This is a genomic window from Luteimonas wenzhouensis, assembly GCF_007859305.1.
Taxonomy (GTDB): domain Bacteria; phylum Pseudomonadota; class Gammaproteobacteria; order Xanthomonadales; family Xanthomonadaceae; genus Luteimonas; species Luteimonas wenzhouensis.
In genome coordinates this window covers 420,083-434,378 of record NZ_VOHE01000001.1, presented here as the reverse complement: position 1 = coordinate 434,378, position 14,296 = coordinate 420,083, and the positions used below count along the sequence as shown (strand labels likewise).

Genomic DNA, 14,296 nt, shown 5'->3' with positions numbered 1-14,296 from the left:
GGGCACGCCCCGTCCCGCGCGAACAACGGTCCCGCCACCAGGCCCTCAATCCCGGAGAACGACATGAAAGACTTGCTCAACCTCTTCAACCAGCAGCGGCAGACGCCCGACTTCGACGCGATCAAGATCGGGCTGGCTTCGCCCGACCTGATCCGCTCCTGGTCGTTCGGCGAGGTGAAGAAGCCCGAAACGATCAACTACCGCACCTTCAAGCCCGAGCGCGACGGCCTGTTCTGCGCCGCCATCTTCGGCCCGGTGAAGGACTACGAGTGCCTGTGCGGCAAGTACAAGCGCATGAAGCACCGCGGCGTGGTCTGCGAGAAGTGCGGCACCGAGGTCACCCTGGCCAAGGTGCGTCGCGAGCGCATGGGCCACATCGACCTGGCCTCGCCGGTCGCCCACATCTGGTTCCTCAAGTCGCTGCCGTCGCGCATCGGCCTGATGCTCGACATGACCCTGCGCGACATCGAGCGCATCCTCTATTTCGAGGCGTTCGTGGTCACCGAGCCGGGCCTGACCCCGATGGAGCGCGGCCAGCTGCTCACCGAGGAGCAGTACATGCAGGCGCGCCAGGAGCACGGCGACGACTTCGAGGCCGCGATGGGCGCCGAGGCGGTCTATGACCTGCTGCGCACCATCGACCTGCAGGCCGAGATCCTCAAGCTCAAGGAGGAGATCGCCGCCACCGGTTCGGAGACCAAGCTCAAGCGCCTGACCAAGCGGATCAAGCTGATCGAGGCGTTCGTCGAGTCGGGCAACCGCCCCGAGTGGATGGTGATGACCGTCCTGCCGGTGTTGCCGCCCGACCTGCGCCCGCTGGTCCCGTTGGACGGCGGTCGCTTCGCGACCTCCGACCTCAACGACCTGTACCGCCGCGTCATCAACCGCAACAACCGCCTGCGCCGCCTGCTCGAGCTCAACGCGCCCGACATCATCGTGCGCAACGAGAAGCGCATGCTGCAGGAGTCGGTGGACGCGCTGATGGACAACGGCCGCCGCGGCCGCGCCATCACCGGCACCAACAAGCGCCCGCTCAAGTCGCTGGCCGACATGATCAAGGGCAAGCAGGGCCGCTTCCGGCAGAACCTGCTGGGCAAGCGCGTGGACTACTCGGGCCGCTCGGTCATCGTGGTCGGCCCGACCCTGCGCCTGCACGAGTGCGGCCTGCCGAAGAAGATGGCGCTGGAGCTGTTCAAGCCGTTCATCTTCTCCAAGCTGCAGCGCCGTGGCCTGGCCACGACGATCAAGGCCGCCAAGAAGCTGGTCGAGCGCGAAGAGGCCGAGGTGTGGGACATCCTCGAAGAGGTGATCCGCGAGCACCCGGTGCTGCTCAACCGCGCCCCGACCCTGCACCGCCTGGGCATCCAGGCGTTCGAGCCGGTGCTCATCGAGGGCAAGGCGATCCAGCTGCACCCGCTGGTCTGCACCGCGTTCAACGCCGACTTCGACGGCGACCAGATGGCGGTGCACGTCCCGCTGAGCCTGGAGGCCCAGCTGGAAGCGCGCGCGCTGATGATGTCGACCAACAACATCCTCTCGCCCGCCAACGGCGAGCCGATCATCGTCCCGTCGCAGGACGTGGTGCTCGGCCTGTACTACATGACCCGCGCGCTTGAAAACGTGCCGGGCGAGGGCATGGTGTTCGCCAACGTGGCCGAGGTGCGTCGCGCCTACGACAACAAGGTCGCCGGCCTGCACGCCAAGGTGAAGGTGCGCATCGTCGAGTCCGTGGCCGACGAGGAGGGCAACCGCGAGAAGAAGTCCTCGATCGTGGACACCACGGTCGGGCGCGCGCTACTGGCCGAGATCCTGCCCGAGGGCCTGCCGTTCGCGCTGGTCAACACCGAGCTGACCAAGAAGAACATCTCGCGCCTGATCAACAGCTGCTACCGCCAGCTTGGCCTGAAGGACACCGTGGTGTTCGCCGACAAGCTGATGTACACCGGCTTCGGCTTCGCCACCCGCGCCGGCGTGTCGATCGGCATCGACGACATGACCATCCCGGCCGAGAAGAAGGACATCCTGGCCGAGGCCGAGGCCGAGGTGCTGGAGATCCAGCAGCAGTACCAGTCGGGCCTGGTCACCGCGGGCGAGCGCTACAACAAGGTGGTCGACATCTGGTCGCGCACCAACGAGCGGGTGGCCAAGGCGATGATGGACACCATCGGCACCGAGAAGGTGGTCAACGCCAAGGGCGAGACCGTCGACCAGAAGTCGATGAACTCGATCTACATCATGGCCGACTCCGGCGCGCGTGGCTCGCAGGCGCAGATCCGCCAGCTGGCCGGCATGCGTGGCCTGATGGCCAAGCCCGACGGCTCGATCATCGAGACCCCGATCACCTCGAACTTCCGCGAGGGCCTGGACGTCCAGCAGTACTTCATCTCGACCCACGGCGCGCGCAAGGGCCTGGCCGACACCGCGCTCAAGACCGCGAACTCGGGCTACCTGACCCGTCGCCTGGTCGACGTGGCCCAGGACGTGGTGATCACCGAGCACGACTGCGGCACCCTGCGCGGCCTGACCATGACCCCGATCGTGGAAGGCGGCGACGTGGTCGAGCCGCTGCGCGACCGCGTGCTCGGCCGCGTGGTGGCCGAGGACGTGTACCTGCCGGGCAACGACGACGATCCGCTGGTCACGCGCAACACCCTGCTCGACGAGAGCTGGGTGCAGAGGCTGGAGGAATCGGGCGTCCCGTCGATCAAGGTGCGCTCGACGATCACCTGCGAAAGCGCCTTCGGCGTGTGCGCGCAGTGCTACGGCCGCGACCTGGGCCGTGGCCACCTGGTGAATCTGGGCGAGGCCGTGGGCGTGGTCGCCGCGCAGTCGATCGGCGAGCCCGGCACCCAGCTGACGATGCGGACCTTCCACATCGGCGGCGCGGCCTCGCGCGCGGCGGCGATCGACAGCATCACGGTCAAGACCACCGGCACGATCAAGTTCAACAACCTCAAGACCGTGCAGCACGCGGCCGGCCACCTGACCGTGGTCTCGCGTTCGGGCGAGCTGTCGGTGCTGGACCCGCACGGCCGCGAGCGCGAGCGCTACAAGCTGCCGTACGGCGCGACCGTGGCGGTGCCGGACGGCGCCGAGATCAAGGCCGGCCAGACCGTCGCCAACTGGGATCCGCACAACCACCCGATCGTGTCCGAGGTGGCGGGCTTCATCCGCTTCGTGGACTTCGTCGACGGCGTCACCGTCATCGAGAAGACCGACGAGCTGACCGGCCTGGCCTCGCGCGAGATCACCGATCCCAAGCGTCGCGGCTCGCAGGGCAAGGACCTGCGCCCGATCGTGCGCATCGTCGACGCCGACGGCAACGACCTCAACATCCCGGGCACCGACCTGCCGGCGCAGTACCTGCTGCCGCCGCGCTCGGTCGTCAACCTGCAGGACGGCGCCCCGGTGGGCGTGGGCGACGTGGTCGCCAAGATCCCGCAGGAAGCCTCCAAGACCCGCGATATCACCGGCGGCCTGCCGCGCGTGGCCGACCTGTTCGAGGCGCGCAAGCCGAAGGACCCGGCGATCCTGGCCGAGAAGTCGGGCATCGTCAGCTTCGGCAAGGACACCAAGGGCAAGCAGCGCCTGATCATCAAGGGCGCCGACGGCGAGGACCACGAGGAGCTGATCCCGAAGTACCGCCAGATCATCGTGTTCGAGGGCGAGCACGTGGAGAAGGGCGAGACCATCGTGGACGGCGAGCCGAGCCCGCAGGACATCCTGCGCCTGCTCGGGATCGAGCCGCTGGCCTCGTACCTGACCAAGGAGATCCAGGACGTCTACCGCCTGCAGGGCGTGAGGATCAACGACAAGCACATCGAGGTGATCATTCGCCAGATGCTGCGCAAGGTCGAGATCACCGACCCGGGCGACAGCCGCTACCTGGTGGGCGAGCAGGTCGAGCGCCAGCGGGTGCTGGAGGAGAACCAGCGCCTGGAGTCGCGCAACGAACTGCCGATCAAGTTCGAGCCGGTGCTGCTGGGCATCACCAAGGCCTCGCTGGCGACCGAGTCGTTCCTGTCGGCGGCTTCCTTCCAGGAGACCACCCGCGTGCTGACCGAGGCGGCCGTCCGCGGCACCCGCGACAACCTGCGCGGGCTCAAGGAGAACGTGATCGTCGGCCGGCTGATCCCGGCCGGTACCGGCCTGGCCTACCACACCCGGCGCCGCAACCGCGCCACCGGCCTGACCGACTCCGAGCTCGAGACCCTGAGCGGCGGCCCGGTCGAGGAGGCTCCGGCCGACGCCTCGGCGGTCATGCTCGAGGACGCCCCGGCGGCCCCGGCCGCGGCGCCCGGCGAGGAATCCACCGGCAACTGATGCGGTAACATCCCGGCGGGCCCCCGGGCCCGCCCAGATTTCGGAATGAGGCGCAGGGAGCGCCTCGTGTCCGGCCCAGGAGGGGCGGAACAACGCCTTGGCACCCGGCCGCGGCCACCGCGGCGGCGGGTCTGGGCATGGCTTGCGTTGACGGTTTCCGTCGGCGCGGGCTATACTTTTCCGTCTCGGCAGGCAGGGTGCGCCCCCGCCTGCCGTCATTTTCACGAGGGCGCAAGCCCCGAAACCCAAGAACCTTTCCGACCGATGGCAACGATCAACCAGCTGGTGCGCAAGCCGCGCAGCCAAGTCGTCTACAAGAGCCCGTCGCCTGCGCTGGCCAACTGCCCGCAGCGCCGCGGCGTGTGCACCCGCGTGTACACCACCACCCCGAAGAAGCCGAACTCGGCCCTTCGCAAGGTGGCCAAGGTGCGCCTGACCAATGGCTACGAGGTGATCTCGTACATCGGCGGCGAGGGCCACAACCTGCAGGAGCACAGCGTGGTGCTGATCCGCGGCGGTCGCGTCAAGGACCTGCCGGGCGTGCGTTACCACACCGTGCGCGGCGCGCTCGACGCCGCCGGCGTCGCCAAGCGCAAGCAGGCGCGTTCCAAGTACGGCGCCAAGCGCCCGAAGGCCTGAGGATCACATCATGTCGCGTAAAGGCAATACCCCGCAGCGTTCGGTCCTGCCCGATCCCAAGCACGGCAGCGAGACCATCGCCCGCTTCATCAACATGGTGATGAAGAGCGGCAAGAAGTCGGTCGCCGAGAGGATCGTGTACGGCGCCATGGACGTGATCAGCGAGAAGAACGGCAACCCGCTGGAGCTGGTCGAGAAGGCGCTGGGCAACGTGTCCCCGGCGGTCGAGGTGAAGTCCCGCCGCGTCGGCGGCGCCACCTACCAGGTCCCGGTCGAGGTGCGGCAGTCGCGGCGCATGGCGCTGGCGATGCGCTGGCTGATCGAGTCGGCGCGCAAGCGCGGCGAGAACTCGATGCCGCGCAAGCTCGCGGCCGAGCTTATCGACGCTTCCGAGAATCGCGGCGGCGCGATCAAGAAGCGCGAGGAAACCCACCGCATGGCGGATGCGAACAAGGCGTTCGCGCACTACCGCTGGTGATCCTTCCCGGGGGCCACGGCCCCCGCGGCACCCGAGGGTGCCAACCCGCGGCCCCGCCGCACGCGATGTCCGATGCCGCCGCGAGGCGGCATTCGGCCATTGAAGCGAGTCCTTCGCGACAGTCCGGGCGAACCTGCGCGGACTTCCCACCGCATCGAACCTGAGGCAATCCCGTGGCCCGCACGACCCCCATCGAACGCTACCGCAACTTCGGCATCATGGCCCACATCGATGCCGGCAAGACCACCACGTCCGAGCGCATCCTGTTCTACACGGGCAAGAGCCACAAGCTGGGCGAGACCCACGACGGTTCGGCCACGATGGACTGGATGGAGCAGGAGCAGGAGCGCGGCATCACGATCCAGTCGGCGGCGACCACCGCGTTCTGGCGCGGCATGGACAAGTCGTTCCCCGAGCACCGCTTCAACATCATCGACACCCCGGGCCACGTCGACTTCACCATCGAGGTGGAGCGCAGCCTGCGCGTGCTCGACGGCGCGGTGTTCGTGCTGTGCGCCGTTGGCGGCGTGCAGCCGCAGTCCGAGACCGTGTGGCGCCAGGCCAACAAGTACCACGTGCCGCGCATCGCGTTCGTCAACAAGATGGACCGCACCGGCGCCAACTTCTTCAAGGTCCGCGACCAGCTCAAGTCGCGCCTGGGCGCGTTCCCGGTGCCGATGCAGCTGCCGATCGGCGCCGAGGAGGGCTTCGAGGGCGTGGTGGACCTGGTCCGCATGCGCGCCATCTACTGGGACTCCGCCAGCCAGGGCCTGAGCTTCGAGTACCGCGACATCCCCGAGAACCTCAAGGCCCAGGCCGAGGAGGCGCGCGCGTTCATGGTCGAGTCCGCCGCCGAGGCCAGCGAAGAGCTGATGGACAAGTACCTCGAGGGCGGTGAGCTGAGCGAGGAGGAGATCATCCGCGGGCTGCGTGAGCGCACGCTCAAGACCGAGATCGTGCCGATGTACTGCGGCTCGGCGTTCAAGAACAAGGGCGTGCAGGCGATGCTCGACGGCGTGGTGCAGCTGCTGCCGTCGCCGGTCGACGTGCCGGCCGTGCGCGGCGTGGACGTGAACGACGAGAGCAAGGAGCTCACCCGCGAGCCCAGCGACAAGGCGCCGTTCTCCGCGCTGGCGTTCAAGATCATGACCGACCCCTTCGTCGGTTCGCTGACCTTCTTCCGCGTGTACTCGGGCAAGCTCAGCGCCGGCGACCAGGTGCTGAATTCGGTCAAGGGCAAGAAGGAGCGCATCGGCCGCATCCTGCAGATGCACTCCAACAACCGCGACGAGATCAAGGAGGTCCTGGCCGGCGACATCGCCGCCGCGGTGGGCCTGAAGGACGTGGTCACGGGCGACACCCTGTGCGCCCAGGACGCGCCGATCGTGCTCGAGCGCATGACCTTCCCGGAGCCGGTGATCTCGATGGCGGTCGAGCCCAAGACCAAGTCCGACCAGGAGAAGATGGGCCTGGCGCTGGGCCGCCTGGCGCAGGAGGACCCGTCCTTCCGCGTCCGCACCGACGAGGAGTCGGGCCAGACGATCATCTCGGGCATGGGCGAGCTGCACCTGGACATCATCGTCGACCGCCTCAAGCGCGAGTTCAACGTCGAGGCCAACGTCGGCAAGCCGCAGGTCGCCTACCGCGAGACCATCCGCAAGACGGTCAAGCAGGAAGGCAAGTTCGTCCGCCAGTCGGGCGGCAAGGGCCAGTTCGGCCACGTGTGGCTGGAGATCTCGCCGCAGGAGCCGGGCAAGGGCTACGAGTTCGAGAACGCGATCGTCGGTGGCGTGGTGCCGAAGGAATACATCCCGGCGGTCGACAAGGGCATCCAGGAGGCGATGGCCAACGGCATCCTCGCCGGCTACCCGGTCGTGGACGTCAAGGTGAAGCTGTTCGACGGTTCGTACCACGAGGTCGACTCCTCGGAAATGGCGTTCAAGATCGCCGCCTCGATGGGCTTCAAGGAAGGCTTCATGAAGGCCTCCCCGGTGCTGCTCGAGCCGATCATGAAGGTCGAGGTGGTCACGCCCGAGGAGTACCTGGGCGACGTGATGGGCGACGTGAGCCGTCGCCGCGGCATCCTGCAGGGCCAGGACGACAGCCCCTCGGGCAAGATCATCAACGCGATGATTCCGCTGGGCGAGATGTTCGGCTACGCGACCCAGCTGCGTTCGATGTCGCAGGGCCGCGCCACCTTCACCATGGAGTTCGACCACTACGCCGAGGCCCCGGCCAACATCGCCGAGGCGGTGGTCAAGAAGAACTAAGGGCGCGGTCCGCCCCCGGACCCGCGGCCGGGAGGCGCGCGGGCCGCGGCGGGCGGGGCGTCCAGGCGTTTCCAGCCGCCGCCTGGCTGGCAGTCACCATTTCGAATCACAGAGGCAACAGCAATGGCAAAGGGTAAGTTCGAGCGCACCAAGCCCCACGTGAACGTGGGCACGATCGGCCACGTGGACCACGGCAAGACGACGCTGACGGCGGCGCTGACGAAGATCGGCGCGGAGCGTTTCGGGGGCGAGTTCCACGCCTACGACGCGATCGACAAGGCGCCGGAGGAGAAGGCGCGCGGGATCACGATCTCGACCTCGCACGTGGAGTACGAGTCTCCGACGCGCCACTACGCGCACGTGGACTGCCCGGGCCACGCGGACTACGTGAAGAACATGATCACGGGTGCGGCGCAGATGGACGGCGCGATCCTGGTGGTGTCGGCGGCGGACGGCCCGATGCCGCAGACGCGCGAGCACATCCTGCTGGCGCGGCAGGTGGGCGTGCCGTACATCGTGGTGTTCCTGAACAAGGCGGACATGGTGGACGACGCCGAGCTGCTGGAGCTGGTGGAGATGGAGGTCCGCGAGCTGCTGAGCAAGTACGAGTTCCCTGGCGACGACACCCCGATCGTGAAGGGTTCGGCGCTCAAGGCGCTGGAAGGCGACCAGTCGGAGATCGGGGTGCCGGCGATCATCCAGCTGGTGGAAGCGCTGGACCGCTGGATTCCGGAGCCGCAGCGTGACGTGGACAAGCCGTTCCTGATGCCGGTGGAGGATGTGTTCTCGATTTCGGGTCGCGGCACGGTGGTGACGGGGCGCATCGAGCGCGGCGTGATCAAGGTGGGCGACGAGATCGAGATCGTGGGCATCCGTCCGACGGCCAAGACGACGGTGACGGGCGTGGAGATGTTCCGCAAGCTGCTGGACCAGGGCCAGGCGGGCGACAACGCGGGCCTGCTGCTGCGCGGCACCAAGCGCGACGAGGTGGAGCGCGGCCAGGTGCTGGCGAAGCCGGGCACGATCACCCCGCACACCGAGTTCGAGGCGGAGGTGTACGTGCTGTCGAAGGACGAGGGCGGCCGCCACACGCCGTTCTTCAAGGGTTATCGCCCGCAGTTCTACTTCCGCACCACGGACATCACCGGCGCGGTGACGCTGCCGGAGGGCACGGAGATGGTGATGCCGGGCGACAACGTGAAGATGTCGGTGTCGCTGATCAACCCGATCGCGATGGACGAGGGCCTGCGCTTCGCGATCCGCGAGGGCGGCCGGACCGTCGGCGCGGGCGTGGTGTCGAAGATCATCAAGTAAGCACGGACCCCGCCACGGCGGGGTCGCTGGCAGCGCCGCCGGGAGGGCGCCCCCGCCGCTGCGCAGGGAAGGCCCCCGGGCGGCGTCCGCCGGCCGGGGCGCGACGCAGGACGACCGGGGGCGCCGCGCCCGCCGGGCCGCGAGGGCCTACACACCCCTTGCATCCGTGCCGTGAAGCTTTCATAATGTCCGACTCACCGCTGCCGAGCCGGTCAGGGCGGCAGCGGAACCGCGAAATGAGGTGCAGGAAGTGCCTCGTTTTCGCCAGACAGGGATCTTGTCGCGTGGCAGGTGCTCCGCCCGTTCCGGAGGTCTCCGGGACACATAGGCGGGGCGTTTCGGCACGCTTGTGATCCAGGTCTGGGCGGATCGGGAAACCGGTCTGCCCTGCTTTTTTTCCCGTTCCCCAGGGTGTCCGGACGCGGTTGGTCCGGTGGTCGGGGGATCGACACGGGGTCCGGCGCACCCAGTCGCCGGGCCCGTCGCTCTTTCAACGAAGGAATTCCGTCATGGCGGACCAGAAAATCCGGATCCGGCTCAAGGCGTTCGATCACCGGCTGATCGACCGTTCGGCCAGCGAGATCGTCGAAACGGCCAAGCGGACCGGCGCGCAGGTGCGCGGCCCGATCCCGCTGCCCACCAAGATCGAGCGTTACACCATCCTCACGTCGCCGCACGTCGACAAGGATGCGCGTGACCAGTACGAAGCCCGCACGCACAAGCGCGTGCTCGACATCGTCGACCCCAACGACAAGACCGTGGACGCGCTGATGAAGCTCGAGCTCGCGGCGGGCGTCGACGTCCAGATCAAGCTGACCTGAGGCCCCGAACCATGACCGCGAAGATCCATTCGTTGGGCATCGTCGGCCGCAAGGCCGGCATGAGCCGGGTGTTCACCGAGGACGGCAAGTCCGTGCCCGTGACCCTGATCGAAGCCACCCCCAACCGCATCACCCAGGTCAAGACCGTCGAGACCGACGGCTACAGCGCCGTGCAGGTCACCGCCGGCGTGCGCCGCGCCTCGCTGCTCACCAAGCCCGAGGCCGGCCACCTGGCCAAGGCCAAGGTCGAGCCCGGCCGTGGCCTGTGGGAGCTGCGCGTGGCCGACGACAAGATCGGCGACTTCCAGGTCGGCGGCGAGATCAAGGCCGACATTTTCGAGGTCGGCCAGCTGGTCGACGTCCAGGGCGTGACCAAGGGCAAGGGCTTCCAGGGCACGGTCAAGCGCTGGAACTTCAGCATGGGCGATGCCACGCACGGCAACTCGCTGTCGCACCGCACCCCGGGCTCGATCGGCCAGCGCCAGACGCCGGGCCGCGTGTTCCCGGGCAAGAAGATGGCGGGCCACATGGGTCACGTGACCCAGACCACCCAGCGCCTGCAGGTGGTCAAGGTCGACGCCGAGCGCGGCCTGATCGCCGTCAAGGGCGCCGTCCCCGGCGCGCCGGGCGGCGACGTCATCGTCCGTCCCTCGAGCAAGGCATAAGGAGAGATGACGATGGAACTCGCCATCAACGGCAGCAACAACAAGCTGTCCGTGTCCGACGCGGTGTTCGGGCGCGAATTCAGCGAAGACCTGGTCCACCAGGTGGTGGTGGCGTACCGCAACGCCGGCCGCGCCGGCACCAAGGCGCAGAAGACCCGCGCCGAGGTCAGCGGCACCACCAAGAAGTCCAAGCGCCAGAAGGGCGGCGGCGCCCGCCACGGCGCGCTGACCGCGCCGATCTTCGTCGGCGGCGGCGTGACGTTCGCGGCCAAGCCGCGCAGCTTCGCGCAGAAGGTCAACCGCAAGCAGTACCGCGCGGCCATGGCCGTGATCCTGTCCGAGCTCAACCGCCAGGGCCGGATCAAGGTGGTCGAGTCGTTCGATGTCGATGCGCCGAAGACCGCCGGCCTGGTCGCCAGGCTCAAGGAGTTCGACCTGGGCAAGCGCCCGCTGATCGTCACCGAGGATGCCTCGGAGAACCTGTACCTGTCTGCGCGCAACCTGCCTTACGTCGAGGTGCGCGATGTGCAGGGCCTGGACCCGGTCGCGCTGGTCGGCGCCGACAGCGTCCTGGTCACCACCGAGGCGGTGAAGAAGATCGAGGAGTGGCTGGCATGAACGACGCCAAGCTCTATGAAGTGATCCGTGCGCCGCGCGTGTCCGAGAAGACCGCGCGCCTGCAGGAAGTGTCCAACCAGTACGCGTTCGAGGTGTCGAAGGACGCGACCAAGGCCGACATCAAGGCCGCGGTCGAGAAGCTGTTCGACGTCAAGGTCCGGGCCGTCAACGTGGTGAACGTGAAGGGCAAGAGCAAGTCCTTCCGCTTCCGCCAGGGCAGCCGCGGCAACTGGCGCAAGGCGTACGTGACGCTGGCCGAGGGCCAGTCGATCGACGTGATCAACGCGACGGCCTGAGGAAGCTCCCATGCCATTGATGAAGTTCAAGCCCACGTCCCCCGGCCGCCGTAGCGCGGTCCGCGTGGTGACGCCCGACCTGCACAAGGGCAAGCCGCACGCGGCGCTGGTCGAGCCCCAGGACCGCACCGGCGGCCGCAACCACCACGGCCGGATCACCACCCGCCACCGTGGTGGCGGCCACAAGCAGCACTACCGCATCATCGACTTCAAGCGCGACAAGGAAGGCATCCCGGCGCGCGTGGAGCGGATCGAGTACGACCCCAACCGAACCGCGCACATCGCGCTGCTGTGCTACGTCGACGGCGAGCGCCGCTACATCATCGCGCCCAAGGGCCTGAAGGCCGGCGACCAGGTGATCGCGGGCAACGACGCCCCGATCAAGGCCGGCAACACCCTGCCGCTGCGCAACATCCCGGTCGGCTCCACGGTGCATTGCATCGAGATGAAGCCGGGCAAGGGCGCGCAGCTCGCCCGCGCCGCCGGCGCCGGCGTGCAGCTGGTGGCCCGCGAGGGCGTGTACGCGCTGATCCGCCTGCGTTCGGGCGAGATGCGCCGCGTGCCGGCCGAGTGCCGGGCCACGATCGGCGAGGTCGGCAACGTCGAGCACAACCTGCAGAAGCTGGGCAAGGCCGGTGCCAAGCGCTGGCGCGGCATCAAGCCGACCGTCCGCGGCGCGGCCATGAACCCGGTCGACCACCCGCACGGCGGCGGCGAGGCCAAGGCCGGCCAGGGCAACCCGCACCCGGTCACCCCGTGGGGCGTGCCGACCAAGGGCTACAAGACCCGCAAGAACAAGCGGACGCAGCAGTTCATCGTGCGCGACCGCAGGAGCTGATAGAGCATGGCACGTTCACTGAAGAAGGGTCCGTTCGTCGACCATCACCTGATCAAGAAGGTCGAGGCCGCGGGCAACACCAAGAAGCCGATCAAGACCTGGTCGCGCCGCTCGATGATCCTGCCGGAGATGGTGGGCTTCACGATCGCCGTCCACAACGGCCGCAACCACGTTCCGGTGCTGATCAACGAGAACATGGTGGGCCACAAGCTCGGCGAGTTCGCCATCACCAGGACCTTCAAGGGTCATGGCGGCGACAAGAAGTCGGGCAGGTAAGGAGCGCACGATGGACAAGGCAACGAAAGCCAAGCACGAAGAAGCCAAGCGCGCCCGCTCCGAGGTCCGCAAGCGCACCGCGGTGCTGCGCATGGCGCGCATCTCGCCGCAGAAGGCGCGCCTGGTCGCCGACCAGGTCCGCGGCCTGCCGGCCGAGCGCGCCGTGAACCTGCTCAAGTTCTCCGACAAGAAGGCCGCGGCGCTGATCAAGAAGCTGGTCGAGTCCGCGATCGCCAACGCCGAGAACAATGCCGGCGCCGACATCGACGAGCTCCGCATCGCGAAGATCACGGTCGACGAAGGTCCGCTGCTGAAGCGCTTCATGGCGCGGGCCAAGGGCCGCGGCACGCGCATCCTCAAGCGCACCAGCCACATCACCGTCGTCGTGGGAGAGGGCAAGTAAATGGGTCATAAAGTTCATCCCACCGGCATCCGCCTCGGCATCGCCAAGGACTGGAACTCCAAGTGGTACGCCGGCAAGAAGGAATACGCCGGGTACCTGACCGCGGACCTGAAGGTGCGCGAGATGCTGCGCAAGCGCCTGTCGGCCGCCGGCATCAGCAAGATCCTGATCGAGCGCCCGGCCAAGACCGCGCGCGTGACGATCCACACCGCCCGCCCGGGCGTGGTGATCGGCAAGCGTGGCGAGGACATCGAAAGGCTGCGCAAGGACGTGTCGGCGATGATGGGCGTCCCGGCCCACATCAACGTCACCGAGGTGCGCAAGCCCGAGCTCGACGCCCAGCTGGTGGCCGAGTCGATCGCGCAGCAGCTCGAGCGCCGCATCATGTTCCGCCGCGCGATGAAGCGCGCCGTTGGCAACGCGATGCGCCTGGGCGCGCTGGGCATCAAGGTCAACGTGGCCGGCCGCCTCAACGGCGCCGAGATCGCGCGTTCGGAGTGGTACCGCGAGGGCCGGGTGCCGCTGCACACGCTGCGCGCCGACGTCGACTACGGCTTCGCCGAGGCCAGGACGACCTACGGGATCATCGGCATCAAGACCTGGATCTACAAGGGCGAGATCTTCGACTTCGCCCAGGTCGGCCAGGAGAAGCAGGACGATTCGCCGCGTGGCGAGCGTGGCGACCGCGGTGACCGCGAGCGCCCGCGTGGCCCGCGCCGCGACCGCGAGGCGAGGGACTAAACCATGCTGCAACCCAAGCGAACCAAATTCCGCAAGATGCACAAGGGCCGCAACGATGGCCTGGCGTGGAGCGGCAACGCCGTGAGCTTCGGCGAGTACGGCCTCAAGGCCACCTCGACCGGCCAGGTGACCGCGCGCCAGATCGAGGCGGGTCGCCGCTCGATCAGCCGCCACGTCAAGCGCGGCGGCAAGATGTGGATCCGGGTGTTCCCGGACAAGCCGATCACCAAGAAGCCGATCGAGGTCCGCATGGGCTCGGGCAAGGGCTCGGTCGAGTACTGGGTCGCGCAGATCCAGCCCGGCCGCGTGATCTACGAGATCGAGGGCGTGTCCGAGGAAACGGCGCGCGAGGCGTTCCGCCTGGCCGCCGCCAAGCTCTCGGTCACCACCACTTTCGTGACCCGGACGGTGCGCTGATGGCTACGATCAAGGAACTGCGCGGCAAGTCCGCCGAGGAGCTGCAGGGCCATCTTCTGGACCTGCACAAGGAACGCTTCGCCCTGCGCATGCAGAAGGCGACCGGCCAGCTGACCAGGACGCACGAACTGCGCCGCGTGCGCCGCGAGATCGCGCGCGTCAACACGCTGCTGTCGGCGAAGAAGTAGGGCACAAGA

15 protein-coding genes are annotated in these 14,296 nt (G+C 68.0%); all 15 read left to right on the top strand.

Annotated elements, in window-relative coordinates; all coding sequences use genetic code 11:
- The first annotated feature begins 63 nt into the window (after nucleotides 1-63).
- On the top strand, nucleotides 64-4,323 hold the full coding sequence (gene rpoC / locus FQY79_RS01925; RefSeq protein WP_146310227.1) for a DNA-directed RNA polymerase subunit beta': 4,260 nt from the start codon (nucleotides 64-66) through the stop codon (nucleotides 4,321-4,323).
- Nucleotides 4,324-4,587: 264 nt separating this feature from the next.
- Nucleotides 4,588-4,962 (top strand): 30S ribosomal protein S12, encoded by a 375-nt coding sequence (gene rpsL / locus FQY79_RS01920; RefSeq protein WP_146310225.1) that lies wholly within the window; start codon nucleotides 4,588-4,590, stop codon nucleotides 4,960-4,962.
- 10 nt (nucleotides 4,963-4,972) lie between these two features.
- Entirely contained in the window at nucleotides 4,973-5,440 is a 468-nt protein-coding gene (rpsG, locus tag FQY79_RS01915) for a 30S ribosomal protein S7 (protein ID WP_146310223.1), read from the top strand.
- Nucleotides 5,441-5,613: 173 nt separating this feature from the next.
- Nucleotides 5,614-7,710, top strand: a complete 2,097-nt coding sequence (gene fusA / locus FQY79_RS01910; protein ID WP_146310221.1) for an elongation factor G — start codon at nucleotides 5,614-5,616, stop codon at nucleotides 7,708-7,710.
- Between the two features lie 123 nt (nucleotides 7,711-7,833).
- Nucleotides 7,834-9,024, top strand: coding sequence for an elongation factor Tu (gene tuf, locus FQY79_RS01905; RefSeq protein WP_146310220.1), 1,191 nt, complete (start codon nucleotides 7,834-7,836; stop codon nucleotides 9,022-9,024).
- 509 nt (nucleotides 9,025-9,533) lie between these two features.
- Nucleotides 9,534-9,845 (top strand): 30S ribosomal protein S10, encoded by a 312-nt coding sequence (rpsJ, locus tag FQY79_RS01900; RefSeq protein ID WP_027071903.1) that lies wholly within the window; start codon nucleotides 9,534-9,536, stop codon nucleotides 9,843-9,845.
- 11 nt (nucleotides 9,846-9,856) lie between these two features.
- Entirely contained in the window at nucleotides 9,857-10,510 is a 654-nt protein-coding gene (gene rplC, locus FQY79_RS01895; RefSeq protein ID WP_146310218.1) for a 50S ribosomal protein L3, read from the top strand.
- 12 nt (nucleotides 10,511-10,522) lie between these two features.
- Nucleotides 10,523-11,128: a 50S ribosomal protein L4 gene (gene rplD / locus FQY79_RS01890; RefSeq protein ID WP_146310216.1), complete on the top strand. Its 606-nt coding sequence runs from the start codon at nucleotides 10,523-10,525 to the stop codon at nucleotides 11,126-11,128.
- Complete coding sequence (rplW, locus tag FQY79_RS01885) at nucleotides 11,125-11,424, top strand: 50S ribosomal protein L23 (protein WP_146310214.1); 300 nt, start codon at nucleotides 11,125-11,127, stop codon at nucleotides 11,422-11,424. The genes rplD and rplW overlap by 4 nt, the downstream gene beginning before the upstream one ends.
- 10 nt (nucleotides 11,425-11,434) lie before the next feature.
- Complete coding sequence (rplB, locus tag FQY79_RS01880) at nucleotides 11,435-12,262, top strand: 50S ribosomal protein L2 (protein ID WP_146310213.1); 828 nt, start codon at nucleotides 11,435-11,437, stop codon at nucleotides 12,260-12,262.
- A 6-nt stretch (nucleotides 12,263-12,268) separates the two neighbouring features.
- Nucleotides 12,269-12,538: a 30S ribosomal protein S19 gene (gene rpsS, locus FQY79_RS01875; RefSeq protein ID WP_027071898.1), complete on the top strand. Its 270-nt coding sequence runs from the start codon at nucleotides 12,269-12,271 to the stop codon at nucleotides 12,536-12,538.
- A gap of 91 nt (nucleotides 12,539-12,629) precedes the next feature.
- Nucleotides 12,630-12,941: a 50S ribosomal protein L22 gene (rplV, locus tag FQY79_RS01870; RefSeq protein WP_246122983.1), complete on the top strand. Its 312-nt coding sequence runs from the start codon at nucleotides 12,630-12,632 to the stop codon at nucleotides 12,939-12,941.
- Nucleotides 12,942-13,682 carry a 30S ribosomal protein S3 gene (rpsC, locus tag FQY79_RS01865; protein WP_146310209.1) on the top strand — a complete coding sequence of 247 codons (741 nt, stop codon included), beginning with the start codon at nucleotides 12,942-12,944 and terminating at the stop codon, nucleotides 13,680-13,682. It abuts the gene before it with no gap.
- A 3-nt stretch (nucleotides 13,683-13,685) separates the two neighbouring features.
- Nucleotides 13,686-14,099, top strand: a complete 414-nt coding sequence (rplP, locus tag FQY79_RS01860) for a 50S ribosomal protein L16 (RefSeq protein ID WP_146310207.1) — start codon at nucleotides 13,686-13,688, stop codon at nucleotides 14,097-14,099.
- Nucleotides 14,099-14,287, top strand: a complete 189-nt coding sequence (gene rpmC, locus FQY79_RS01855) for a 50S ribosomal protein L29 (protein ID WP_027071894.1) — start codon at nucleotides 14,099-14,101, stop codon at nucleotides 14,285-14,287. Before rplP ends, rpmC begins: the two co-directional genes overlap by 1 nt.
- Nucleotides 14,288-14,296: the final 9 nt, after the last annotated feature.

Excerpts from the sequence above, each read along its gene's own strand:
- rplV (WP_246122983.1), top strand. The coding sequence starts at position 12,630 with ATGGCGCGCATCTCGCCGCAGAAGGCGCGCCTGGTCGCCGACCAGGTC.
- tuf (WP_146310220.1), top strand. The coding sequence starts at position 7,834 with ATGGCAAAGGGTAAGTTCGAGCGCACCAAGCCCCACGTGAACGTGGGC.
- rplC (WP_146310218.1), top strand. The coding sequence starts at position 9,857 with ATGACCGCGAAGATCCATTCGTTGGGCATCGTCGGCCGCAAGGCCGGC.
- rpsG (WP_146310223.1), top strand. The coding sequence starts at position 4,973 with ATGTCGCGTAAAGGCAATACCCCGCAGCGTTCGGTCCTGCCCGATCCC.
- rpoC (WP_146310227.1), top strand. The coding sequence starts at position 64 with ATGAAAGACTTGCTCAACCTCTTCAACCAGCAGCGGCAGACGCCCGAC.
- rplP (WP_146310207.1), top strand. The coding sequence starts at position 13,686 with ATGCTGCAACCCAAGCGAACCAAATTCCGCAAGATGCACAAGGGCCGC.
- rpsS (WP_027071898.1), top strand. The coding sequence starts at position 12,269 with ATGGCACGTTCACTGAAGAAGGGTCCGTTCGTCGACCATCACCTGATC.
- rpsL (WP_146310225.1), top strand. The coding sequence starts at position 4,588 with ATGGCAACGATCAACCAGCTGGTGCGCAAGCCGCGCAGCCAAGTCGTC.
- rplD (WP_146310216.1), top strand. The coding sequence starts at position 10,523 with ATGGAACTCGCCATCAACGGCAGCAACAACAAGCTGTCCGTGTCCGAC.
- rpsJ (WP_027071903.1), top strand. The coding sequence starts at position 9,534 with ATGGCGGACCAGAAAATCCGGATCCGGCTCAAGGCGTTCGATCACCGG.
- rplB (WP_146310213.1), top strand. The coding sequence starts at position 11,435 with ATGCCATTGATGAAGTTCAAGCCCACGTCCCCCGGCCGCCGTAGCGCG.
- rpmC (WP_027071894.1), top strand. The coding sequence starts at position 14,099 with ATGGCTACGATCAAGGAACTGCGCGGCAAGTCCGCCGAGGAGCTGCAG.
- rplW (WP_146310214.1), top strand. The coding sequence starts at position 11,125 with ATGAACGACGCCAAGCTCTATGAAGTGATCCGTGCGCCGCGCGTGTCC.
- rpsC (WP_146310209.1), top strand. The coding sequence starts at position 12,942 with ATGGGTCATAAAGTTCATCCCACCGGCATCCGCCTCGGCATCGCCAAG.